Below are 23,951 nucleotides of genomic sequence, written 5' to 3' on the forward strand. Positions count from 1 at the left end.
TTAAATCCGTTTCGCAACCAATTCTCCGCTTCTAATCCTTCTAATCGGTTCTCCCAATATTGAACTGGTTCTTTGAATCTTTCAAAGATAGGCGTATCATCACATAGTTCTTCCATGACTTTCATAGCTTCTGTTTTTGAAAGTGCAGACAGACTTCTAAATGGTACAGCATTGTAATAGTGAGTAATGAATTCAAACATCATCGATCGCTCCTCCATACTGCTTTTATTTGGTTTGCACTGATTTCCTTTAACGTCTTATTTACGAACTTCGCGAACTTTCCATATTTAAGGTATTCGCGAAATGATTCCGCTATCCTGCCCTTTACTTCAATGCGAAAAGGAGCAGCTACCCGTAGCGGTCTGCTCCCTGGTTGTTTGAACTATCGTTCTCCGTTAGCTTAACGTTGTATGTCACGGATGTCCTTCCATGAAAGTTGAAAATCTTGACACAGATCCAATGTTTTAGGTAGATAATTCAAACAAATGTCTGTTTAACTGTACCCTTATTCTTCCTTGTATGTCTCTGAATCCTACAAGCCATATTATTTTTGAAAACTAATTAACTCAAAATCAGGATGCAAAAACACTGTTTAAGAGTGCACCGGTGCAGACAGATCAAATCGTCCAACAAGTCTAAAGCCGTATGCAACAAAATGGAAAACGAGGAGCAGCAATATAATGGCTATTTAAATAGAAAGAAAACCATTAGCAAACAATTTGACTGGAGGAACATCAAAATGGAACAACAAATTGATACAAATTCTTTGAAAAAGGCGGAAGCAGTCACATCTATCGCTAAAGACCTTATTGTACAAGCCATTGAGCAATCTGCTTCAAATCAAATTCTTTGTGAAGAAGCACTAAAACAAGCTGCTAACGAAATCAAACAAGCTCAAACTATGATCAGTCAAGTACAATCGACGTTTCAAACAAACAAAGCTCAGCAATCAGAGTAACTTATCCTGTAAGCTGAAACCTATAGAATACATTAGTCGTGGGTTTCCTCAGTCTTCACCGAGACGATTATAGAGTTGAGATTATACTCAACTCTTTTTACATGAAAAAATCTTGATTCGCTGCTGCTACTGCAGTTTCGAATCAAGATCCTTAACTCCTAACAATTCGTACAGCCTTGGCTGTGATCATTCTGTTGTTTTCACCAAAATACATACATGTTCTTGTCGTCTGACATCGGAGGACATATATCGTTAAAGGACAAGAGCTATGGGGTACGGAATCCTATATTTTAGATTAGCCGTTATCTTCTCGCATGGGTGGAGAAAACGAATGTCCCGCGGACCGATTGAATTATTAATGCGAAAAGTATGCTAAACTTAGGATCAACAAAAATCCCCTCGACCTGAGGGTTTTTTTCTATTGTAATGCATTACGTCTCTCCTAACATTTCCTACAAACGCTAATGATAGATGAAGATGACGGAGAGAACGGTGTTTTATCCCAGTCAGCATATTGATGTTCGACGCGAAAGCCGTGACGGGTTAATAAAGAATGCAGCGTATCCTGATTCGTGAACCGACAAGCAATTCGGGAAGTCGTTCGCTTATACCCCCAATCACGCATCGTGACCCAATGCATGATGTGCTGGCTAGCATCGTAACATTGTGTGCCTGATACCTTGACGTTATTCCCATCCTTATCAATAAATGATCCCCATTCTGTCTCCTCTTGATCGGATAAATCCGTTCCCTCCGGATTACGGGTCTCGAATGCAAAGATTCCATGGGGTTGTAAATGTTTGTGAACGGTCGTGAGCAAATGGATTTGATCTTGATCACTTAAGAATGCCTGAAATGCATTACCAGTCAAATAAATCATCGAAAATCGCTTGTCCGATTCGAAGGTACGGGCATCGCCTTCCATAAAAGTAACAGTCAACCCTTCCGCCTTCAACCGCGCATATGCGAGCATCGCTGAAGAGATATCTACACCGGTCATCGTTATGCCGGCTTTCGACAGGGGTATCGTTGTTAAGCCTGTACCACAAGCAAGTTCTAACACTTCCCCAGGACTCGATCTAGCAAGCTCAAGATAGAACTGATATTTGTCCATTTCACCGTCAAATTCAAGATCGTAATTTACCGGATCTTGATATTCTTCAAGATTGCTATGTTCAATCAACGCCATTCCCCCTTTCATTTCTTGTTATAACATTTCGAATTGCCAAAAATGAATCTATTGAATAAAATAAACACAATGGTAAGCTATAGTTACCCGTTAGTTCAATAATCATCTCTGCTATGATATCGACATTTTTTCTTGAATCGCTTTTCTGGCTTCTTCTCGATCGTCAAAATGTATCGTTCGATCCTTTAAAATTTGGTAGGTTTCATGACCCTTACCTGCGATAAGTACAATATCCTCAGACTCAGCTATTTGAATGGCTCTTGTTATTGCTTCTCTCCGATCTTCGATGAGTTCATATGTGGCATTTGTTACTCCACATTCTTTTAATCCCACTTCAATATCCTTTAGGATATGTGTTGGATTTTCCGACCGTGGATTATCCGAAGTAACGATTACAATATCGCTGTACTTTGCTGAGAGATTGCCCATAACCGGACGTTTTGTACGATCCCTGTCACCACCACAACCAAAAACTACTATAACTCTTCTTTTCGCAAACTCACGAACTGTCGAGAGCGCATTATCTAATCCGTCAGGGGTATGAGCGTAATCAGCAAGCACAAGGAAGTCCTGACCTTCATCGATGACTTCCATTCTGCCAGGTACAGTACTAAGGCTATCCAACCCTTCTTGGATTGCATATAAAGGGATCTGTTCGGCTAATGAAGCTGTTATGGCAGCAAGCGCGTTGTACACATTAAAAGTTCCTACCATTCTTAATTTAATCGATTTCGTTCCTGCAAAGGAAACTAAATTAAATACAGTTCCTTGAGCATTCAACTGTATGTCCTTAGCCATAACATCTGCTTCATTAACAATTCCGTAGGTTAGGACTTGTGCAGCAGTTAATTTACGAAATATTGGAGATGCAGTATCATCTGCATTTAAAACGGCAAATTTGCGTTGTGATAGGCCAGGAGAAAAAGAATTTCCTATTCTTGAAAATAATAATCCTTTAGCGGCTAGATAATTATCCATTGTTCCATGATAGTCCAAATGATCTTGCGTTAAGTTCGTGAAAATTCCAGTTCGAAATTCACAACCTAGCACACGTCCTACATTTAACCCTTGAGAAGTGACTTCCATAACACAATAATCGATGGAAGCATCTTTCATTTTCTTTAAATTTGACTGTAGAACAGGAGGCTCTTGGGTATTGATATCGGTTTCCATCGTCATTGAACCAATTTTTGTTCCAAGGTTCCCCATCAACCCCGTATGAAATCCTGCATGCGCCAATATCGATTCAAGCATATGACTTGTAGTGGTCTTTCCATTCGTTCCAGTAACACCTATCAATTTTAAGTCACGACTCGGATAACCATAAAAATGAGAAGCTATCACTGCCATAGCATATCGAGAATCAGGCACTTTGACGGTCGGTACAGGTACGTTAATATCACGCTCCACTATAAGGGCGACCGCCCCAGCATCGACTGCATCTTCAGCATAAGAGTGACGATCTTCTTGGAAGCCAGGTATACCAGGAACACAAATAAACAGATCTCCAGGGGTTACATGTTGTGAATTCATTTTGATACCAGTTATATTAACATTCACATTACCACGTACTTCAGTGATGGTTAGAAGATCAATCAATTCTTTTAATTCCACTTGAAAATGCCCCTTTTCGGTAAATTACTTTATATATCAAATTCGCCCATCGATAAATTTTCCCTCTAACCTTTTCCAGTTACACTAATATCATTATTACAACCTACCCATAGGTGAGAAAAGGCTGCCAATGTGGCAGCCTTAAAGCAATTGAACTATCGTGTCCCGATAGTTAAATGACCTAATGGATAATATCGAGCTGGTGTTATGCTTTGAAGTTTCGCCTAAGTTTACCTTTCCAGTCTCTCATCTGCATATTCGTTATGTGCAGCGTCTCGAATCCTGTTCCTGCAGAAGCGCTGATCATAAGCCCTTCCTCCCTGTTCCAGCTGCTACCCGAGCCACCCTCATTCTGTTCCCACACAGCTATGTGAACGCACTGAAATCCTCATTAATGAATAACATACCAAGGAAAATTCGCTAGGCTTGGCATTGCTTAGAACAACATGCCATTCTAAGTAAGGGTGATATGAAATGAAGCATGTGAATTTATTTTTTGACACTGATAAGATTGTTTTACTGGATAACTCACAATGTATATATTCTCGAAAAGACTACATGAATTATGTTGAAAAACGTAGACTACTAATAGATTCTTACTCTTTTGATCTCTCTTTACAAGATCACGATCTACTCCTTGTTAGCTTTAATCTAAATACACAGTCGACTTGTGTTGAGTGCTGATGGTAGACAAACTAACCCTTTAAAGATGTAGTGAAGTTTATCTTAGAAAATAATACTATTAATAAAATTAGGCTTACCGTTAAAAGTAAGCCACTTTTACCATTTAATAATTATGACGTTTAATAAGAAGATAGTGAACCAACTTAACTTCATATTATGCTTATACTGCGAGGTTATGGCTTTCTTGCCAAATACAAAACTATTGTATCATAAAGCTTTATATTATTGCCAAAACTCAAAATAGCGTCCTTGATTCCTGCGTAAAATTTTGATTTATACGGCTCCTGCAGAGTTATATGACTTGCATGTGTACTTATCCATGAGACATACTCATCAGCGTTAAGTTCTCTTGTTATGTGATAATGACGGCATTCAATATCAGTAAAGCCATATTTTTCAGTATTGTTGTAATTTAAATTGCATGTATATTCTGTTTCTGGATGAAAATATTCAGAGTATATTTCCTGTATCTTCAAATATAAGGGTTCATTAGCACTTTTTTCATCTGTTCGAGTTAACATCATCGCAAATGTTCCATTGCTTTTTAATATATCATAAACTTTTGGAAAGCCGATTTCCTCCGGTATCCACTGGATTGTCGCGGCTGAATAAACCAAATCGAATTGATGATGCCTAAAATCATATGTTTCAAAATCAGCATTTACAATTTGAAAATTATCATATGAACTAAATTTATTCTTTGTATACTCTGCAAGATTTTCGCCAAGTTCAATCGCCAAATACGAACAGCCTGTTTTCAATATCGGTTCGGTAGCCTGACCTGTTCCGGGACCAATTTCAAGAGCTGTTTTGCCAGAATCGAGCTTTGAGTATTCTATAACGTCGGCGAAAAGTTCATCACTATAACGGGTTCTCCATTTGTCAAATTCTTCAGGAATGCTGTCAAAAACCTTCCTAAAATCCATAATAATATCTCCCACTAATATAAATAATCGTTAGTTCACATTTTTTATAATCGTGTCTTATTACCAAAATTAAATTATATAACTTGTTTACACGCAATTCAAACTAATTTTCAACATAATGGAAAATACTTAATTTTGTATCCTTAATTCATAATAATATTTGAATATAAAAACAAGAGCTTACATATCAGTAAGCTCAAATTTTTTTCCGAACTAACCTGCTCGTTGAACAGGCTACCGAATATTACCGGTAGCCTGTTGTTTTTGTCTTATCGTGTCCCGTTAGCGCAACTATCTCTTTCTAAGATTGTAATAATTGTATTTCCTATTTTCAATCTCAATATTGTTTTGAAATTCAAAACCACATTTTTGTATCACTTTATTCGATGGAACGTTACGTATCTGAGCTATAGCAATGACATCTTCGACGTTGGTATTTTCAAACAAATACTTAATTAACCCTTTTGCGGCTTGGGTCGTGTAGCCCTTGCTTGTATGGTCTTTTGAGATCCCATAAAAAATCTCTCTATTAGGTGATGGTACTTTATCCAATATTCCTGTACCGTACACGCCGATAAACTTACCAGTTTCTTTGGATATTATACCCATTCGTAAACGGAGTTGTCCTATATCTCCATCTTTTGATACAGCATTTAGAAACCGTTTGTTATCTGGTATTTCATAATTCGTTATCCATTCTTCCCGTTGCTCCTTGGATACGTTCCAATCAATCAAAAATTCATGAAAATGAGGTTGCCAGGTAATGTTCTGTAGTTCATCTAGATCTTCAATCATATACTCCCGTAAAATTATATCTTTGCATTCTATAGTAAAGATGTTTTTACTCATATTTTGTAAGTTACTCATTGATATCCTCCTAATATATAAAAGGAATACAAAGCAGGAATAGAGTAGGCATTAAAAAAATGCAGCAAACCACAAGGATTCGTGCATCTAGTGATTTATAACACACTATGCTTTGCATCCTTGTAATAGTAAAAAATAAATTTAGATCAAACCATTACAAAGTTGCTGGCATAGAGTTGATTCTCCTTCCAAATATAACCTGATAAAATTGTAGCAAAATTCAAGATTAAATTCAATGAATTACAAAGCATAATTCAACTATCCTGCCCGTTACTTCAATGCAAAAGGGAGCAACTACCCGTAGCGGTCTGCTCCCTGATTGTTTGAACTATCGTGTCCCGTTAGTTGAATCATTATCAGCTTGTGCTTCACAGCACAAATTTCTCAAGAGCAACAGCAACACCATCATTATCATTTGATTCGGTAATGTGTTCTGCACAATTTTTCAGCTCAATTATCGCGTTTTCCATAGCGATCGGAAATCCGCACTTATGGAATAGTCCTAAATCATTAAAGTCATCCCCGAATACCATTACATTTTCTGCCTTCACCCCAATATCATTAAGCACCCATTGCACGGCATCTTCCTTTGAGGCTGATTTGTGCATGATTTGAACCAATACTCCTTCATCGGTTGCGATTACGTTCACATGGTCGCCGAATTGCTCGATAACATCCCTCCATGAGCTGTAACCATGAACCAATATTTTGGTCGGGGATAGTGAACTAATAATATCCTTATCAACTACCAGGGGTTTAGGATCATTTGAACGGATACCGAAATGACCAAGTTGCGAGTCGGGAATTGGTGTACACGTATACCATGAGTCATTGACCTCGTATGAAATTAACGATTGAGGTGCCTGTAACTCGATGAAATTGTTAATCTGTTGGCTAATCTCCATTGGGATACTAATGTGCCGCTGAGTTTGCTTAGACTTGCATGTCATTAGAGCACCATTATAATAAACCAAGTAATCTACAAAAGGAAAATTCTTTACAAATTGATTAGCCGCTCTAGGCGGTCGCGCTGTGGCAACAATAATATGAATTCCAGAAACATAACATCTTTTAACAGTCTGATAATTTCTAGGTGATATGGATTTGTCACTGCCGAGCAATGTTCCGTCCAAGTCTAATACAATTGCCTGTATGTCCGACATCTGCATCTCTCCTCACAAGTAATTCTTCCAATATTAACCTAATTTCAGGAGAGATGTTAGACTCACTATTGAATTAATCTGCCCAATCGTTTAAAGAAACCAGGGAGCGGATACTCGCGATTTGTCCCTTGTAGTTCTAGGTTTTGTCTTCATATTCCATTCGTTCCAGTAGCCGCTTATTTTCATTAAAATCCTTCTCAGTTAATCGACCCAATTTCATTTTGGCAAGTAAAAGGAGGTCTTTATGATCTGTGTAGTTGAAGTCTTTATAGATCTCCTGATTCTTCTTATGGAATTGATGCTTACAAATTTGTGATACTCCTCAATTAGTTCTCGCTCTTGCTGTCGTTTTTGTTGTTTAGGGGTTAGTCTGCTCTCCAAGTTCTATGTCTCCTTTAAAGATACATTCTGCATTATAATGCTACCATACTCCGATCTAAAAGAACCGACGATAAAGTTCTCGCCGGCGTTCACCACGCAACTGAGCATATATCTGTGTGGTTGATGCTTTTTCATGGCCCAGCATGCCTTGAATGAAATCTAAAGGTGCTCCGTTATCCAGGAGCTGGCATGCATAGGTATGACGGAAGCGATGGGGATATATATTTGCTTCGATATCTCCACGGTCTGCAAGCCGCTTTAATACCCATCTCAGTGTTGGGATGGCCATTCGTTTAACCGGATTTGTATCCGTTACAAATAGGGCTTTACATGAGTCCTCACGACTGGCTAAGTACTTCTTCAACCATACTTTACACTCGGTGGTGAAGTAAACCTCTCTCTACTTTGAACCCTTACCATTTACAATGGCTGAGCAGTTCTCCCAGTTCAGATCCTCAATGTTGATTTTATCCACCTCTCTTAATTCGGCAACCCGTGCTGTACAGGAACTCAAGCAGAGCTTTTTCCCTTAGAGTCTGGCATGAGATTTTCAAATGGATATCATCTTCCTCCATTAAAAATTTTGGAATACGTTTATCCATTTTTGGTTCGCGTAATTTAAGTGATGGATTTGAACGTTTCTTCATAAGCGAAACGGAAAAGTGAACGTACAAAACGGATGCGATGTCCAAGACTGCTTGGTTTCAATCGATCAGACTGCTTAGCTAAATATTCCTTCAACATATTCAAGGTTATGTCAGAAATATCTAAGTCACCGAGTTCCGATATCAGCATCTTGAGCTGTAAGGCATATGCTTTCAATGTATTCGGACTAAACCCCTGAATTCGTTTATCTGCTTCATATTGACACCATAAATCGCTTAAAATCATAATAAAACCTCCCCACAAAGCAATTATTACTAGTTTGCTTCTAATGGAAGGTTTTAAGACTGCGATATTAAACTATCGTATCCCGTTAGTTGAGTCCCTTTAATTTGGTTTTGCATTGATTGTTTTACTCTAGTAATATACATTTCAGTTAAGTCTTCTTTTAAACGTCACTTATTTATTACCGAGTTGTTCCGCCAAACCGATTAGAAGTCCTTCATTTCCACGAATGTAGCAGAGCCGATACGAGTCCTCGTACTGAACCACTTCGCCAACGAGCTGAGCACCATACTTAGTGAGTCTGGATACCATTTCGTCAATGTCTTCAACGGTGAACATGACGCGTAGATAACCGAGGGCATTTACAGGAGCAGTTCGGTGATCTGATATAGTAGGTGGGGTGAGAAATCGCGAAAGTTCAAGTCGGCTGTGGCCATCTGGGGTAACCATCATAGCAATCTCTACACACTGTGAACCCAGCCCGGTTACGCGACCAGCCCATTCACCTTCGACAGTAGCTCGCCCTTCGAGCTTCAAGCCAATCTCCTCGAAGAAAGAGATTGCGTCATCAAGGGATTCTACAACGATGCTAACATTGTCCATTCTTAGTAATTTGTTTTTTGCCATAGTTTTATCTCCTTATGTGTACAAATTTATTACCTGATCATCTTCATATTTATTCTATCAAGAATTACTAATTCCTTCCAAACGATTATTAACTTTTATTCTACGAAATTCAATTCGTAATTACCGTAATAAGATCGTTTTACGTAATAAAATTACGTAGTTTAACAATTCGGAGTTACGATATTATCTCCTACTTATTATTTTTGATCATTAAACTAAACTGCCCGTTAGCTTAATAACGGATTAAGAAACTCATTGACAGATTGCCTCAGTCGGGAATGAGATAAAGTTCTTGTCACCCGACAATTGAAATATAGTAATTGCCGTTTATTCTAAATTGCAGTAAAATTTTAGGTGATACTATTTGAATTTTGTATATTCAAAAACTTATCCTGATCTGGAATGAATTTCTGAGAGAGATGCATATTTGTCCACAAAATGAGAATATAATAATTCTGAATGGAAATCGTTAGAGGAGAAGCAATTATATGGAGACTTCGTTACTAGTTGCATTAAGTATTTCATTTTTACTTGTTACTATGTTTACACCTATTTTAATTTGGGGTTTGCGTAGTTTAAGTCTTACTCAACCAATCAGGGTGGAACTACCACCAGACCATCAAGCCAAACGTGGTACACCACTAATGGCAGGTATTATCCTACTTACAGGCGTAATTACTTCAGTATATTTCCATCCTAAACCACTTGTTCTTTTCATTGGGACAACGTTTGTTTTATTTAGCTTAGTGGGTTTCATCGATGATTTTAAAAAGGCTGCTTTCCAAGATCCTTCGGGAATATCAGGGAAAACAAAATTAATTTTCCAATTTATTATTACGACTATTTTATTATTTGTTTTATTACTTCAGTTCAATTTAAGTTCAGATATTACCTTGTTTAAAGGATTTTCTCTCCACCTACCGGTTTTCGCATATCTGATACTAATGATGTTATTTATTGTTGGCTCCGCTAATGCGATAAATTTTACTGACGGACTAGATGGTCTGTTAATAAATGTTTCCATACCAACATTCTTTTTCTTTTTTGTAATTTCAGACAAAGTTGAAGTTCAAACTTTTTCTTTGGTAATGATTGGTTGTTTGCTGGGATTATTTATTTATAATATCTATCCTGCAAAAGCGTTTATGGGCGATACCGGTTCCCTTGCAATTGGCGGTTCACTCTCCTTTTTGGCTATAATTGAAAAGGTAGAAATTTTAATACCAATTCTATTTTCAGTTTATCTAACCGAATCATTATCCGTTATCTTGCAGGTCTGGTATTACAAAAAAACCAAATTAAGAATATTTCGAATGACTCCGATTCATTATCACTTCAGCTTGAAGTATGGCTGGAGTGAGAATAAAATCGTAATGGTTTTCGGATTTATTTCATGGTTATCAGTATTCATCTCATGGATCGCTTGGAAGTACATACTATAAATCGAAAAATGAATGGAGAAAGCAATATTGCTTCTCCATTCATTTTTGCATATTAGCAGTAAACAAACATTAAAGGTGAAGCTCATTCATGTATACATCAAGCTCCACTCTCCGCTTTACCACTATTTGTGATACGGTTCACCGCGCTTGATCTTAAACTATCCTGCCCGTTAGGTTAAAAATTTAACTTTCCTCGGCATCAAGCAAATATCCCGTAAACTCTTCATGTAAAGCAATCCCAACCTTCAGGGATTCCCCAGTATCTTCTACAACAAGGTCAATAGTGAATTTCTCGGCAAGTTCTGTACCACCGTCAATCATTACTAAAACCGAATGTAAGACTCCATCAATCTTATCCTTTATAACTTTTTTAAATGCTTCAATTCCTTCATCTGTACCAAGAAGGTTATTTAATATCCGATATTCACTTTTTAAATCAGACCATTCAGGAATAACCGCATTCGGAACGAGGTAGTCCACATTAATCCAAGAATCCCTTATCTGCTTTAAATCCTGAAATAAAGCATTTTGTTTATTCATCAAGCATCCCCCAAATATTTATTGTCGCTACTACAATTTTCGTTAAGCTGTTCCACTATCCTGCCCGTCACTTGAAAATAGGGCTACCAATTAGCAGCCCTTGCATTATTGAACTATCGTTCCATCGTGTCCCGTTAGTTTAACGACAAGAGTAATGGTTCCCCTCTCTCAATGTATCGTGTGTCTTTTCGCCATCGACATCAAGTCTATGTTACGGCCAGCGAGGGGAATACCAATGAACGCAGTTCAATATTGAGCACAACCTTTTTTATTTTGATTCTGTAATGTTAAAAGTTCCCGTTCCCTTATTAATATGGTTTCCTTCGAGCCAATTAATTTCTACCGAGACAGGTATATTAATTGGCAGCGCTAAATCGGATAACGTTATCTTTTCATTCGGATCTAATTTAGAGACAACGGTTTTCGAATCTGCTTTTACATTCTTACCTGATAGCTTTTCTTTGGTATCCACTCTATAATAAACAACTACACTTTTAACAAAAGCACTCCCTGTATACATAAATTCAATATCGTATCCCTGTTGTCCTAGAGTATTGATTTTAGGAAGCATCAGAAGTTTCCAATTTTCTAAGCCATTTTGGTTCGTTAATGATGTATCGAAGGAAAGAATTTTAGAATCTACATTATCAGCATTCTTTGAACAACTTACAATAAATAAAAAACATGCCATTATGACCAATAATTTTCTCAAACCACCATCACCTCTTTTTTCTTATAAGTGAAATAAGGCGCTGATCCACTCGGCAGATCGTTTTTGATTCAACCTCATATTACCATAATTGGAACTATTCTGCCCGTTAGGGGAATAGCCAAGAAAAGCTGACTGTTCACACAGTCAGCTTATTGTCTTATTCAACTCTTATTTCTCGATAGTACAACAAATAATACTTCATTCCTCTATTACAAGATCCTTCTCTTTACACCATTCAATAACTAATTCCTTTACCTTTTTTTCTTTGAATTCATACCATTTTGTTTCGACGCCATGTTCTCTGATCGCGTCTTTAAATCTTCTAAATGCTCCTCTTCCTTGAATAGCTCCAAACAATTCTTCTCGGATCTCTGCTTCGCTTAATGTCCCGATAAATTCTTCTACTATTACATACTCATGGTACTCGTTTTTTAATGTGAAATCGAGGTAAATCTCATCTTCATCCTCTATAATTTTAGTTGCTTGTTCAATGTTCTCTCTTTGCCAATCTGGATAATTTTCAAGTGACTCTTCATCTTCTGCAGCTCTCATTTCTTCTCTCGATAATATTATAACTTCTCCTGTCTGGGTGTTTATATATGTAAAGGTCTCATCCATTTGAACTTCAATTTCATTAATTAGATCATCTAGTTTTACCGCTGCTTTTTTCTTCATCTCATACCTGTCCTTTCATTGATATCCCATCTAATATACAGTTTATTCAAAATACATGAATAAATCAAAGAGGAGCTGCTTTATTAAATGCAACTCCTACTCAACTATCGTGTCCCGTTAGCTCAATGACTACATCAACAAAAAAACGGCAAACATGCCGTTTTTTTGTTATTGATGCACGAATTTATTATCATCCATATTTGCTTGTATAACGTCCACCCAATTTGTATTATGCATCATCTCGGAAGAATCCCCATGAAATGCCTTCATGGCTTCCTGATCATCAAGCAGCCGATATCTCATCCAAGCCGTCAAGTAACCCCTATGATTGCCACCATTACCTTCAATCGCTGTATGAGCTGCACCTTTTGCCATCCCCATCATAACAGGCGTGCTTGCGTTAGTACTATGCAAGGCTAATTGATTCGTTGATACGGGTGAGATTAGAAAATCTCGTGTACCGCCCATAATGAGGAAAGGAACGGTAATACGTGCTGTATCGTACACATCTTCTGGATCACAATGCTTCAAATCCGGGAGAGCGATGGATACAACCGTCTTAATCAACGATCCACTTATATAGTTGGTATGAGCATTAATGACCCCAGTAGACCCTTGAGAATGTCCAGCTACACCAATATGTTCCATTTGTATTTTTTGATAAAACAAGCTGTTTGCTAGTTGGTTTTCATTTTTCAAATAATCAATAGCCTCCACAATTTCTTTGCCTGTTCCTGTTGTCTTGCTAAAGGAATCTATTACAATGAATCCCCAGCTAGCAAGATGAGTTAAGAGCTCATCATAGTGATCTGGCGTGGCACCTGTTCCATTCCCCCAAGAAATAATAGGATAGGATTCGTCTTCTTGAAATGCTGGGTAGTATATTCTAAATAAAGCCTCTCCGCTCGTACTCTTAACGTCTTCTACCTTTACATGATAGCTTCCTTGCTGTGCATACCGCTGCTCAATGCTTCCATCTGCAAGTTCTGGTACATTAGAATGAATGATTATTTGCATGAAAATTGTTATTGGAACTGTAACGATAAGGACTAAAGCTGACAACCATAAAATCCACTTTCGTTTTTTCAAAACCGACATACACGTGACCTCTACGATAGTCTATAGGTTTCTCTATCGTTTTCTCTGTTAAAATATGAAACTAAAGGGATATACGTGAAAGATGTAGTTATGTTTCATTAAACAAGATGCTAGATTGAAAAGTAGATACGGAGGACCGAGAATAGCTTAGAAAATACGATTTGCTGTAAGTACAATAGACTCGAAGTTGGTCACCAAAGAGATGTAATGATTGATACTCCGATGAAATGAGAATCATACACTATATAACCCTTTTTCTCATGTTAAAAATAATAAGTTGCTGATTTACCCTCATTCCAAAAGGCTGCCGAGTCAATTGGTAGCCTTGCATGAGATTTGAGTGTTTTGCCCGTGTATAGCTCCCTTATTCAGATGCAAGTTCCCCCACAAAGCAAGTTCTCTCGCTGTACCAGCGTTTCTTTTCCTTCTGTTCTCCACTCCGTTTGAGTAAATCCTAAAAGTTTAAACACTCGTTCGCTAATGATTTCAGCGACAGTTTTTCCTGTAGCTTTCTTAATAATCTCAACTTAAAAGGGATAAACTTGTTGTCAATCCATTTTAGTCAACCTTATAATGGTCTAACTTCACACAGCCGAGGTGCGCACCAGCGATCCTTCGGCCTGTGCGTCACGGCCCTCTCCAAGCAGCTTGACATGACCACACAATTTGTGGCATTTAATTAAGTATATCATTAATTAAGGAGTTATTTAATTGGTTGCTAAGGACACACTCAGCCTCACCTTCGCTGCGCTCGCCGATCCGACGCGCTGAAACATCCTGACCTGGCTGTCACAGAGGGCCGCGACAGTCAGGGAGGTCGCCGAGCCCTTCGAGATAAGCGCACCCGCGATCTCCCAGCACCTCAAAGTGCTGGAGCGAGCAGGGCTGATCGAACGCACAACGAACGCCCAGTGGCGGACCCTGACGATGCGTACCGAGCCTCTCGATGAGGCATCGGCCTGGGTCGAGAAGCACCGCCGCGAGTGGAACCAGCGCCGCGACGCACTGGAAGAACACCTCAAGACCATGACCACAAAGGAGGAACAATGAACATGCCCACATCCGTACCGGAGTTCACCATTACCCGCACCCTAAATGCCCGCCGCGTGCTCGTGTGGCGCGCCTGGACCGATGAGAAGGAACTCGCCGTCTGGTTGCCTTCGACGCCCCTGGAGTCCATCTCCTTCGACGTCCGCGAAGGCGGACGCTACCGCTACACAATGGTTAACGTCGAGACCGGCGAGGAGTATCCCACCGGAGGTACGTTCCTCGACGTCGTACCTTTCGAACGGTTCGTCTTCACCTGGGGTTACCCCGATGATCCCATCGAGAACTCCCCTGTCGTAACCCTAACCCTCACCGCTCATGGCGACCGCACCGAGATGATCTTCCACATGCGCGGAGTAGCCGGTCACCCTGGCGATCAGTACTTCTACGATGGCTGGTCCGATGCGTTCGATACTTTAACGACGCACCTGCATAACCAGAAGCAGTAGACGGCGAGCAAGAACATAGAAGGAACCTTCATGGTCCTCTCCTCGTCGAACAGATCCTCTCCGGAGACGGCTGCTCGCAAGATGCATACGGCGGCTTAGGCCAAGTCCCACCGACAGACCACGGCGGAGGATGCGACGTCCTCCCCACCACGGTCCTCGTCGGCTTTGGCATCGGGTGTCCGATGGGGACGCCGGACGTCGCGGCGACGGTCGTTGCCGGCTATCGTCGGCCGTCGTCACCAATGCAGACGTCGTCGGTTAAAGGGGATGTTTGTGTCATTGACCTCTGACACAAACATCCCCTTTAAATCCGTCATCGGGCTATTGCAACTCTGACGGTCGGATCTCAACATTCAGTCAATAAAGCTTAGGAACTGCAACGAAATAGCCTGCTGAATTAATCGATTCAAATTCCGTAATTTTGGAGAATAGTCCTACGAAATTCGGCTGGTTATAGATGACGGGTCCTTAGTGGACGATTTTTTCCGTTTCGTGAGGTGACCCCATCTTGAGCTCAAGTTCCAAACAGCCGTTCACGACAAAGCCAAAACTTTCCTCTATTCTAAGTCTCAAGATGATATTGCTCAGATCGCTATTAAAAATAATAATATCTCCACAATGAAGATAGTACCTGTATTAAGATTAGAAAATTCAGTAAAGTTTCTCAAACAAAAATAACCACATAGATGAAAGAAACCCGATTAACTTATAACGAGAATCGGGTTTCTTTCATGGCTTCATGATCAATATCGTATGATATAAATGCATTAAGAGTTACAAATTTCAGTCGATAAAGAAAGTTCTAAATCAATCTATAGACCTACGGGAAAATGCTAAGACTTGTACATGTTCGTCAATCCGGGCCAGATCTGACACGAAGCACCACAGGAAGGGCAGCTCACTTGCCCGGCCAAATACGGGATGTGGCGCATGAGCCTGCTTTCTCCTATGTCGGAGCAAAGCTGCTGCAATACGACCAATTCGTTGTCCCTGATCGCCTGGGACGGTGTAATGGAGATAGATTCCTGCTCAGCATGAAATACAGGATCGCTCCGATAAGCCAGTAGCTTGTCGTCTTCAGGGGAAGGCCAAATATAGATATCTTCGCCGCAGGACAGACAAGAGGCCACATATTCGTCGCCTTCACTGAACGTGATTAGAACTTCAGCCGCTCCCCTCCAGCCTCGGTACGCTGCATCGGCCGCGATGACGTACCTTTTCTCTCCGTTGTCTTTGCCGACTTCAGCCGCAAAACGCATCATATCTGAGCTATAACCGGCCAGTTCTGCGATAGCGGTCATATAGCTGTTGTAGATATCCATACACGCAACCATACCGGCTCGATCCATTAGTGGCTGTAGTTCAACCGGCAACTCATAACCGGCTCCGCTGCTTTCGCACCGATTGGCTTCGAACAGGCCACAAGTCACGAAAATATCCAGCTTGACCTCCAGACTCTGCGATCGACGGGCAATCTCGGCCAGGTAAGGGACTGCGGCCAGTGTGCTTGAATAAATGGTATTTTGATGAAACAACTGCTCCCAATACAATTCAACTGTTACAGCTTCCTCATACTGCTTCTGCAACTGTTTGATCAACTGCGGTACATTCTCAGCAGAGCCGTAGGGACCATCCATTTTGCCCCATACAAGACTGGCCAAATCCAGCATGCTATCCACCTCATTTTATGTTTGTGTAGAAAATGTTGGTACTTACGTAAAGTTCAATTTTGAGAATTTGGTATGTAATGCTTATTTTGTCTGATGAACATTATCCTTTAATTGTACTTTCAACTATACGAATGTTTTTAAATTTCATAGCTTCGAGTTTTTCTTTTATTTGCTGTGTACACATCAACCAGTTGTGTTCATAGTCTTTTTTCACTCTTATTGCTGTGAAGAAATCGGTATTAACAGGTTGAGGGTTACAAACATCAACATACGTGTCAGAATAAATATAAACAATGTCAACTTCTTTTTCTGGCAACCATTTTGCTCTCTTAATACGGGGTTTGCCGTTATTTAATGTATGTTCTAACGGATTCTCTCTCCATTGTATCTCATTCACTTTAAGTCCTGAATAAGTTTTAACCAGTTGCTCCGCAATGGAGCGGTGCGTGAACATTCCTTCTTGTAGAGATGCGTTTACACCATATGTTTCTATGAAATCTCCAACTTTTGAACCTATGACACCATATAAGCTTTCGTTAGACCACATAGCCTCAATTGGTTCATTTTCTTTAGGTTTGGATGGCATATCCTTACCTTTCCATGTTGTCGCAATATTAACATAACCATAATCATCATCTATATATGACTTCGCATTAATAACCCAACCAGTGACCGACATTTTTCCACCTCATATAAATATCTGAATTTTTGCCTTTAGGAAATGGAGTGTAGCCGATTATTTCGACTTTGGTAATTCATAACCTAAAAGCTGTAATATGAGCCTTGTCCCAATGATAGCACCAATTTCAGAGTAGACAAAAGAGTATGTACCAAAAGCATTCCGTAAATCTGTTTCAGCATCTTCAAATTCGTCTCTATCCTCCGACATCTTTTCCAAACGCTCAAATCGATCCAGCGGTCAGGAGAAAGTTGAATAGTCTGATTCGGAAGTACGCCAATCAACCTAGCAAGTCAGTTCGCCCGCAGGCTCCGCACGCAATGGCGTTGGCTTGAGGCGCTGCGAGAACAGCTACTCCGCCCCTTCTATTGCTACTTGAGCAGCTTGTTCTTCAGATCCTCGGCCGTGTCCGGCTTCCAATAGCTTATTTTTAATTTCTGCTCCTGAACCAATTGTCCAACCTGTTCAAAAAGTGCTACTCTCTTCTGGGCTGGCCAATGGGTAAATGACTGCAAATCACTAGACACATTCCAAATAGAAGTTGCATTTTCCTTTTGGGACCATTTTTTCATAAGAATCGATTCAACGTCCTCATAACCTATCCGATACAAAATACCAACATATGTCGCGCCAATTCCATCATCCAGAATCGCTCTTTTTAGAAAATACGATTGAACCTTTTGGCAACAAATTGTATTATTTAGCGGAAGCAGATCACCCAGCACATCATCAAATTCTCCAGTTACTTGTCCAACATAATAGCTCGTTTTAATAAGACCGCTTAGCTTTTTCTTCTCCGGATCAGCTGCCAAAAGTTCTATCCAGCGTACATCCAAATCCTCAAACAGTAGCGGTGTTAGTGAAAAATATGTTTCATCCCTAAGCATATGACCCCAGCCAAACATAAACCTATGCCGGTTTTGCTTAGTATCAAACTTCACCGTACCTAGTACGTTCAAAATAAAACGCTGCGCCACTGGGTCATTGTAATACTGTGAAAACGCCTCGAAAACATCGCCAGCAGGCTTGGTTAGAAGCGCAGAAGCGAAGACAGGAGACAGCCAGGCTCCCCCATATTGTTCATATAGCCTGTAAGCCAGCGCTTGCAGCCTAATATCTCCATCCATCAAAATAGAGCCAGCCAAAATCATAGGAAAGGCTTGCTCTAAAGTCACACCATTCAACGTATCGCTTATATTAAATGAAGAAGTATCTCTGTGAGTTAACTCTAGTACCTCGCTGTCGCGCTTAAATGATGAAACCTTCTGGATATGCTCTGCTGCAAGCTCATACACCTCGCACATCCTCTCACTCGCTTTGCCCGGCATCATACCAAGTAAGGCAAGCAGTGTTTCATGCTCTTCCCAGCTAATCTTGCTGCCAGGCTTCTTCTCCAGAAACGTCTGCAAAAAAGCTAGCATTCGATCAGCAAGTAGATCCGACACTATATTCGAGAATGTGTTGTTTAATATTTTTTCGCATTTTTGAGGCGACTTTAATAGCTTTTTCCAATAAGCTGCAGCCGGTTCATAATCAATCTTAGCCAGTGCCCTCTGGGCCGCAAGCTTACTCTTCCCGCGCTCTGTACTAGCCAGATGCAACAGCTCAGGTGCCTCGTTAGCTCCGAGCTCGGAGATAGCCTTCTCTCTGCTACTCCCTTTGGGCGGCAATGCATCGAAAACTAGCTGATTATAATCTGTCATTACTGCGTTCCTCCTCATCCTGACTATTTCTATTATAGTAACATGACAAATTTTGCGAATATATAGTTCTAACTTCCTTTAAAACAAACCCTACATGTCCCGCCTTCTTCTACCAAATGCCGATCATGTCGGCAACCACGTCTTCAAAAATTACATAAAGGACAAACGCATCAGATTGCTTAGGATCGTTCCAGCATTGCTTAATCGGGATACGAATTTGTTCAAATCCAGATCAAGCGCATTTGTGCCTATGATGAATAGAGCAACAAGCTGAACGGCAATAACAACCGATTGAGCTTATCAACGGTTCGTGAGTTTGCACTTCACGAGTTCTTGTTGTAATTAGCAAACTCTTTCTCAATTAAATCTTCGAAACTTTTTGTAAGAAGTTTTATTTTATTTTGTCCATGGGCATAATAATATATTTTTGTTACATCATTAGATTCAGAAGTATCCCATAAAACCAAGTCCCCATCAGCTTCTTTCCAAAACTCGCCAAGAACATAATATTTTTTACCCAAAAACTCAAGAGGATATATATTTTCAAATTCGATTCTAATACCTTCTATAGAGATTGCTGACACTGTTTGAAAAAATTCCGCAATATCTCCAGGCATTTTTATGCCAGAGGTGGTTTCAAATTCTTCGACTTTATCATTGTTTAATCCAACGTGGATGAAATCACTTTCATCAAAATTGTATTTCAATGAATTTGAAAACTTGGGATACCGATTAAAAATTTCAGAAAATTCAGCTTTTATTTTTCTTAACCGCTGTTTCTCCATTTCTCTGTTCTCTTTATAGGATTCTTTCAGTTCTTTCTCATAGTTTTCCTGATAAATATTTTCTTTCACATAAAGGATGTTGCTGTCATCTAAATATTTAATTGCTCCTTGTTGACTGCCCAAAATAGGTAACCATCGGAACCCATGAATACGAGGTCTAAGCCTCAGATATTCACCACGATTTAAATATGACTCCAACTGCTTGTTATGATTATTCCACCAAGTGCTCCATTCTTCTGGAGAAGTCCTACAAGACACCAAGTTTATCATTTGTTCAATTAATTCTTCTTTTTTAATTGACATTCGTTCTCTCCTTTCCCATTAAACCAGATTAGCCTCCGCCTTTTTACTATCTTTCAGGATGCTTAGAGTTAGCTTCTTCGTATGTGGTTGTCCGCAGGGACAACTTGCAATTTGTCGATTTCCTAGTACCCGTTCATTTCCTCACTTCATTCAGTAATCGCGAACTGCATCGAACCAGCGTTGAGCCATCTCTTCTGGTATAGGCTGGCCAATTAGGTGATCAGACTGGCTGAGTTGCCATACCGCTTCACCAAGGTCTTCTCGTTCGGTTGTTTCAATTCCTTTGAGGGTATTGAAGCTCACGGAGAAATCGGTAATGGCTGCCTCGGCATCGGCAAAGTTGCGGGCCTGGGCCAGGGTTGCCTGTGCAATGTTGTAAGCTTCGTTAGCCAGCTTGGCCAGACGTTTAGGCCAGGATGAGAACGGGCGGCCAAACTCGGCCGTCCACCACTCAGGCTTTCGCAATTGGCTCACAGAAGCATGGCCGGTCCACGCACGGGTTTTAGCGCGTGTTTTCATTTGTTGCTTAAGGCGCTTGCCCGAGATCTCTTCCACATTGTAGGCGATAAATCTGTCAAGTAACGGCCATGTGTCCAAGAGTGGCAAGTCCCCCAGATCAGGCATAAAGCGCAGCTCCAGATTCGTTAATTGGGCATGACGAGCCAGCAAGTCCATGTCGCAGAAGTTCCCCCACAAACTCAGTGAGTTCAGGTTAGGGAACCGGTTCAGACACTCCAGCGAGATGGGCTGTCCTAGCGGTGCGTTCTGTAGCGACAAACTCGTCACTTGGTGCAATTCACCCAGATCGGGCGGCAAGAAAGGGGTATCATTCTTACATCGGCTAGTGCACGGCGATAGTATCAGAGTAGATGGTATATCGCCAGTGGCCGTGAAGCGTGATAAATCGCCGGACACGCTCAGGCGTAATTGTCGCTTTGGAAGCTTCAGGCTCAGACGCCCATCGGACTGGTCCAACTCAATATGCAAGCCTTGCAAATTGGACTTGCTTGCGTCCGCCACCGTATCTTCGGACAGGATCGGAGCCCACGTCATCTCTTCAATGGGACGTTTCTGCGCCCAATCAAAAAAGCCTGCGTCACTGCCTGTATAGTGCAGATATCGCGGCCAGGGCGAGCCCGCCGGAGTGGCAAAGGCATCGAATACGGTCCAATCGATGAACGCATCAGGCGCAACGTGAAGGTTTGCCTTCTTCCCCAATTGCGACGGTCCAATGGATAGACTACCCACACCGGGTTGAATGACAAGAGTGTGACTGCGAGGACCTGTCAGGTCGCTGGGATAACGACCAGCTTCACTAAAGGAACCAGCAGGAGGACGAGATTGAGTATCATTTGGCATTTCTATCATCCTTTCTTCTAAACCATATCAAGTCATTTCGGCAAGTGCAGACATGGGGCCATGCTATATCACCAATCGCTACAATGAAGCCAGCTACTGTGTCTCTGCCGATTTCAGGTTCTGTATTCTACCGATACCCCAAATAATCGTCAAACTTTGAGAAATACGTGTTAGATTATGCCCATAATTAGAAACAGCGACAATCATGTTCGAGAAAATAAAATCTCAGTCTGTCGCTGTTTTATTGAACTATAGTTCTCTGTTCGTTCAATGATCATTTTAAATATATACTTACAGGTCAAATATAGGAGGAATAATTCGATCAAAGTCTCTATGTACTAGTGCAAATTTATCTTCTGAATCCCACAATAGTTTAGAAAATGAAATAACCTCATTCTCTCCTCGAGGGGTAAACTCGACGGAAACCTCCACTTTAATGTCATGAATGATCACATCAGAATTTTTGTCGAAATAACTATCTTTTGCTAGCTCGTGATCTTCATCTACGTCATAATAAAGGGATGAAGTAGTTCCTCTGATATGAAGTAAATTAAATGGATCGATATTCCAAATAAATTTTTCAACCATATTTTCACATGGGTGGGCAAAGTATAACCAGCCCTCACCACTTGGCAGGAAAACAACTAAAATGTCTTCCATGGCACCTGGAGCATATAAATTATCAACTGACCACAATCCGATTATTCTTTTTTCTAGAGTCATTTTGACCCCTCACTTATCGGTACACTATTCATAATTTCCCGTTAAAATACATTCCTTGAATAAGACTAGCAGTTGTCTAATGAGTTATCGTTCACTGTTAGCAAAATTACAGCTCATCTGCGATTATTTTCGCCTTTTCTGCAAGGTCCCTCATATCATCGGTCGGAACAAGTTTGGCTAAATCGTAGGACAGCGGATTGCGGGAAAACTTGTCCAATTCATCCCGAAGCAGGTTTCTTTTTTCTTCGGAGGCGTCAATATAAAGTTTGCACGGCTGCCTAGACTCATCCAAATCATGCAAATCGACATAACCTGATTTAAGACACTCCAACACAATGGCTGAAAGATCGATTAGAGCACTGCAGGCAATATCAAGCTCTACCCGAAACGAGCCGTTAGCACTTTTCCTATCAAATCCAATATTTCCACCGTTTTTCAAGTCTCCTTCAGAAAGTAAAACATCGAAACCCAAGTCCGTTAAAATCTGATTGAGCGTCACATCCGTTAAGTCCAATTGTTCCAAATAGTCTATTAATGCCAGCGAATCATCGGAACCGCCAATTAAATCTCCCCACCATTTGCTTATGTACATGTTCTTCCCCACTTTCTTTTAGGATTGTAATTTGTACCTCTGTTAATAGAATGGACACAAAGAATCGAGAAAATTAAGGTACAGAACGGTACGTGCGTTCACGCTAGTTAGGCATCATATATCCAATGCTTGAATGAATAACTATCCCTCTATGAATCTATCCTATTATCGAAGTACAGTTACATAATATATATCAATTTTTCTTTTTCCATAAAGGATTATCAGCTACTACAAACTTATTAAATAATGAATCGAATTTCTCACCTTCGAGAGACGAAACATGAACATATGGCTTGGACTCCATTGATTCATATAATGTTTCCACTGGTTTTGAAATTCCGCACATGGATAGCATTGAAAAAACTTTATTTTTAACAGACTCAATTTCAGGGATATCCTTTAATATTTCATCTTCTAAAAACGGTTGAGATTTTAGCATCTCAGATAATTGTCCATTTCCTGAAAACTTCAATAAGTCTCTCCAATAAGGACAAGTAATCATTATACTAAGAAATTCCTCGATGTTTTTCCCAACTTTCCCTGCCTGTCCCTCGGAACTGATAAAGATAACTGGTAAATCTTCTTCAACACCATCTCCGTACAAAGCGAATACACCACCAGAAGCATCTTGTGCTATGATAGTCACTTTGACATCGACTTCAAAAAAATTATCATTTGTATTTGAATTAGCTTCAACAATTTCAAAATCATAGTATTGTGAAAGAATACCTATTAGTTCAGTGTTTGAAACCATTTTATGATACATACTTTTACTTCCCAAAATATGAAACCTCCAATGTATAATACTTATAAAATCCCTGTTTTTTTAAAACCCTTCAAACAAAATAACAATAAATCCTTCGAAAGACTCTTCTTG

27 protein-coding genes and 1 pseudogene are annotated in these 23,951 nt (G+C 40.1%); 5 read left to right on the forward strand and 23 right to left on the reverse strand.

Annotated elements, in window-relative coordinates:
* A pseudogene (locus tag AC1DOK_RS22795) lies at nucleotides 1-203 on the reverse strand (hypothetical protein); the annotation flags it as partial.
* 536 nt (nucleotides 204-739) lie between these two features.
* Between AC1DOK_RS22795 and AC1DOK_RS22800 the strand changes: the two are divergent.
* Both AC1DOK_RS22800 and AC1DOK_RS22805 read left to right on the forward strand, forming a co-directional pair.
* Nucleotides 740-958: a hypothetical protein gene (locus tag AC1DOK_RS22800; protein WP_477556602.1), complete on the forward strand. Its 219-nt coding sequence runs from the start codon at nucleotides 740-742 to the stop codon at nucleotides 956-958.
* Nucleotides 959-1,226: 268 nt separating this feature from the next.
* A complete protein-coding gene (locus AC1DOK_RS22805; protein ID WP_477556603.1) occupies nucleotides 1,227-1,334 on the forward strand; it encodes a DUF418 domain-containing protein in 108 nt (35 codons plus the stop codon).
* A 66-nt stretch (nucleotides 1,335-1,400) separates the two neighbouring features.
* On the opposite strand, the gene AC1DOK_RS22810 is transcribed toward AC1DOK_RS22805, so the two are convergent.
* From AC1DOK_RS22810 to AC1DOK_RS22850, 9 genes are all read right to left on the reverse strand, one after another.
* A complete protein-coding gene (locus tag AC1DOK_RS22810; RefSeq protein ID WP_477556604.1) occupies nucleotides 1,401-2,141 on the reverse strand; it encodes a class I SAM-dependent DNA methyltransferase in 741 nt (246 codons plus the stop codon).
* A gap of 117 nt (nucleotides 2,142-2,258) precedes the next feature.
* A complete protein-coding gene (locus AC1DOK_RS22815; protein WP_477556605.1) occupies nucleotides 2,259-3,761 on the reverse strand; it encodes a UDP-N-acetylmuramoyl-L-alanyl-D-glutamate--2,6-diaminopimelate ligase in 1,503 nt (500 codons plus the stop codon).
* Between the two features lie 205 nt (nucleotides 3,762-3,966).
* Nucleotides 3,967-4,125, reverse strand: a complete 159-nt coding sequence (locus AC1DOK_RS22820) for a hypothetical protein (protein ID WP_477556606.1) — start codon at nucleotides 4,123-4,125, stop codon at nucleotides 3,967-3,969.
* 493 nt (nucleotides 4,126-4,618) lie between these two features.
* Nucleotides 4,619-5,371, reverse strand: a complete 753-nt coding sequence (locus AC1DOK_RS22825) for a methyltransferase domain-containing protein (RefSeq protein WP_477556607.1) — start codon at nucleotides 5,369-5,371, stop codon at nucleotides 4,619-4,621.
* 291 nt (nucleotides 5,372-5,662) lie between these two features.
* Nucleotides 5,663-6,238: a GNAT family N-acetyltransferase gene (locus AC1DOK_RS22830; protein ID WP_477556608.1), complete on the reverse strand. Its 576-nt coding sequence runs from the start codon at nucleotides 6,236-6,238 to the stop codon at nucleotides 5,663-5,665.
* A gap of 368 nt (nucleotides 6,239-6,606) precedes the next feature.
* The gene (locus tag AC1DOK_RS22835; protein ID WP_477556609.1) at nucleotides 6,607-7,401 is read right to left on the reverse strand and encodes a Cof-type HAD-IIB family hydrolase; all 795 of its coding nucleotides are present in this window, start codon (nucleotides 7,399-7,401) and stop codon (nucleotides 6,607-6,609) included.
* Between the two features lie 436 nt (nucleotides 7,402-7,837).
* On the reverse strand, nucleotides 7,838-8,146 hold the full coding sequence (locus AC1DOK_RS22840) for a tyrosine-type recombinase/integrase (RefSeq protein WP_477556610.1): 309 nt from the start codon (nucleotides 8,144-8,146) through the stop codon (nucleotides 7,838-7,840).
* Between the two features lie 254 nt (nucleotides 8,147-8,400).
* Nucleotides 8,401-8,673 (reverse strand): site-specific integrase, encoded by a 273-nt coding sequence (locus AC1DOK_RS22845; protein WP_477556611.1) that lies wholly within the window; start codon nucleotides 8,671-8,673, stop codon nucleotides 8,401-8,403.
* A 171-nt stretch (nucleotides 8,674-8,844) separates the two neighbouring features.
* Complete coding sequence (locus tag AC1DOK_RS22850; RefSeq protein ID WP_477556612.1) at nucleotides 8,845-9,297, reverse strand: VOC family protein; 453 nt, start codon at nucleotides 9,295-9,297, stop codon at nucleotides 8,845-8,847.
* A gap of 488 nt (nucleotides 9,298-9,785) precedes the next feature.
* On the opposite strand from AC1DOK_RS22850, the gene mraY reads away from it, so the two are divergent.
* The gene (mraY, locus tag AC1DOK_RS22855; protein ID WP_477556613.1) at nucleotides 9,786-10,739 is read left to right on the forward strand and encodes a phospho-N-acetylmuramoyl-pentapeptide-transferase; all 954 of its coding nucleotides are present in this window, start codon (nucleotides 9,786-9,788) and stop codon (nucleotides 10,737-10,739) included.
* 183 nt (nucleotides 10,740-10,922) lie between these two features.
* Here mraY and AC1DOK_RS22860 read toward each other — a convergent pair whose 3' ends face one another.
* From AC1DOK_RS22860 to AC1DOK_RS22875, 4 genes are all read right to left on the reverse strand, one after another.
* Nucleotides 10,923-11,279 (reverse strand): histidine kinase, encoded by a 357-nt coding sequence (locus AC1DOK_RS22860; RefSeq protein WP_477556614.1) that lies wholly within the window; start codon nucleotides 11,277-11,279, stop codon nucleotides 10,923-10,925.
* A 268-nt stretch (nucleotides 11,280-11,547) separates the two neighbouring features.
* Nucleotides 11,548-11,991 carry a hypothetical protein gene (locus AC1DOK_RS22865; protein WP_477556615.1) on the reverse strand — a complete coding sequence of 148 codons (444 nt, stop codon included), beginning with the start codon at nucleotides 11,989-11,991 and terminating at the stop codon, nucleotides 11,548-11,550.
* A gap of 198 nt (nucleotides 11,992-12,189) precedes the next feature.
* Nucleotides 12,190-12,666 carry a UPF0158 family protein gene (locus AC1DOK_RS22870; protein WP_477556616.1) on the reverse strand — a complete coding sequence of 159 codons (477 nt, stop codon included), beginning with the start codon at nucleotides 12,664-12,666 and terminating at the stop codon, nucleotides 12,190-12,192.
* A 168-nt stretch (nucleotides 12,667-12,834) separates the two neighbouring features.
* Nucleotides 12,835-13,764 (reverse strand): poly(ethylene terephthalate) hydrolase family protein, encoded by a 930-nt coding sequence (locus AC1DOK_RS22875; protein ID WP_477556617.1) that lies wholly within the window; start codon nucleotides 13,762-13,764, stop codon nucleotides 12,835-12,837.
* 786 nt (nucleotides 13,765-14,550) lie between these two features.
* Here AC1DOK_RS22875 and AC1DOK_RS22880 point away from each other — a divergent pair.
* Nucleotides 14,551-14,814 carry an ArsR/SmtB family transcription factor gene (locus AC1DOK_RS22880; protein WP_477556646.1) on the forward strand — a complete coding sequence of 88 codons (264 nt, stop codon included), beginning with the start codon at nucleotides 14,551-14,553 and terminating at the stop codon, nucleotides 14,812-14,814.
* Nucleotides 14,811-15,260 carry an SRPBCC family protein gene (locus AC1DOK_RS22885; RefSeq protein ID WP_477556618.1) on the forward strand — a complete coding sequence of 150 codons (450 nt, stop codon included), beginning with the start codon at nucleotides 14,811-14,813 and terminating at the stop codon, nucleotides 15,258-15,260. Before AC1DOK_RS22880 ends, AC1DOK_RS22885 begins: the two co-directional genes overlap by 4 nt.
* Nucleotides 15,261-16,093: 833 nt before the next feature.
* Here the strand turns inward: AC1DOK_RS22885 and AC1DOK_RS22890 are convergent.
* The 9 genes from AC1DOK_RS22890 to AC1DOK_RS22930 all read right to left on the reverse strand — a co-directional run bounded on the left by AC1DOK_RS22890 (nucleotide 16,094) and on the right by AC1DOK_RS22930 (nucleotide 23,855).
* A complete protein-coding gene (locus AC1DOK_RS22890; RefSeq protein ID WP_477556619.1) occupies nucleotides 16,094-16,930 on the reverse strand; it encodes a hypothetical protein in 837 nt (278 codons plus the stop codon).
* A gap of 100 nt (nucleotides 16,931-17,030) precedes the next feature.
* Complete coding sequence (locus tag AC1DOK_RS22895; protein WP_477556620.1) at nucleotides 17,031-17,609, reverse strand: hypothetical protein; 579 nt, start codon at nucleotides 17,607-17,609, stop codon at nucleotides 17,031-17,033.
* A gap of 57 nt (nucleotides 17,610-17,666) precedes the next feature.
* A complete protein-coding gene (locus AC1DOK_RS22900; RefSeq protein WP_477556621.1) occupies nucleotides 17,667-17,819 on the reverse strand; it encodes a hypothetical protein in 153 nt (50 codons plus the stop codon).
* A gap of 161 nt (nucleotides 17,820-17,980) precedes the next feature.
* Entirely contained in the window at nucleotides 17,981-19,312 is a 1,332-nt protein-coding gene (locus AC1DOK_RS22905; RefSeq protein ID WP_477556622.1) for a hypothetical protein, read from the reverse strand.
* A 323-nt stretch (nucleotides 19,313-19,635) separates the two neighbouring features.
* Entirely contained in the window at nucleotides 19,636-20,400 is a 765-nt protein-coding gene (locus AC1DOK_RS22910; protein ID WP_477556623.1) for an SMI1/KNR4 family protein, read from the reverse strand.
* Between the two features lie 150 nt (nucleotides 20,401-20,550).
* The gene (locus tag AC1DOK_RS22915) at nucleotides 20,551-21,759 is read right to left on the reverse strand and encodes a hypothetical protein (protein ID WP_477556624.1); all 1,209 of its coding nucleotides are present in this window, start codon (nucleotides 21,757-21,759) and stop codon (nucleotides 20,551-20,553) included.
* A 291-nt stretch (nucleotides 21,760-22,050) separates the two neighbouring features.
* A complete protein-coding gene (locus tag AC1DOK_RS22920; RefSeq protein ID WP_477556625.1) occupies nucleotides 22,051-22,482 on the reverse strand; it encodes a hypothetical protein in 432 nt (143 codons plus the stop codon).
* 106 nt (nucleotides 22,483-22,588) lie between these two features.
* Entirely contained in the window at nucleotides 22,589-23,074 is a 486-nt protein-coding gene (locus AC1DOK_RS22925) for an imm68 putative immunity domain-containing protein (protein ID WP_477556626.1), read from the reverse strand.
* A 193-nt stretch (nucleotides 23,075-23,267) separates the two neighbouring features.
* On the reverse strand, nucleotides 23,268-23,855 hold the full coding sequence (locus AC1DOK_RS22930; RefSeq protein ID WP_477556627.1) for a hypothetical protein: 588 nt from the start codon (nucleotides 23,853-23,855) through the stop codon (nucleotides 23,268-23,270).
* Between the last annotated feature and the right edge of the window lie 96 nt (nucleotides 23,856-23,951).

The organism is Paenibacillus sp. P5_B5 (assembly GCF_056400365.1).